This window comes from Halorubrum sp. Atlit-26R, assembly GCF_003666015.1.
Lineage (GTDB): Archaea > Halobacteriota > Halobacteria > Halobacteriales > Haloferacaceae > Halorubrum.
On record NZ_QPLT01000482.1, the window covers coordinates 1 to 461 of the forward strand.

General features: G+C 72.9%; 1 protein-coding gene. It reads left to right on the top strand.

Translation table 11 applies throughout. The features are described from left to right. Positions 1 to 39 precede the first annotated feature (39 nt). The coding region (locus DVK07_RS21560; protein ID WP_121598625.1) for a YIP1 family protein at positions 40 to 461 on the top strand (422 nt) is incomplete at its 3' end.

The window sequence follows — 461 nt, forward strand, 5'->3', positions numbered from 1 at the left end:
GACCGCGGGCTGACCGGCATCCTCCGCGCGTGGGTCGCTGTGGTCGTTCGCCCCCGCCAGTTCTTCCGCGACGGCGTCGCCCCCGGCGACCAAGCGCCCGGCCTCGTGTTCGCCATCGCGGTAGCGCTCGTCTATCAGGGCCTCGGGTTCGCCTTCGAGCCGGCGACGATTCCGGCCATCGAGGGCGGCCCGCTCGTCTCGGCGCTCGTCGCCCTGCTCGTCGTCGCGCTGTTCGTCGCGCCGGCGCTCCTCCACCTGACGGCGGCCATCCAGACGGCCCTTCTCATCCCGCTTTTGTCCCGCCGCGCGGGGGTGAGCGAGACGGTGCAGGTCATCGCCTACGCCGCCGCGCCGTGCGCCTTCGCCAGCCTCCCGATTCCCGGCGTTCGCGCCCTCTGTGCGGTCTACGGGGCGGTACTCCTCGTCGTCGGCATCAGCGAGGTCCACCAGACGACGGTGCC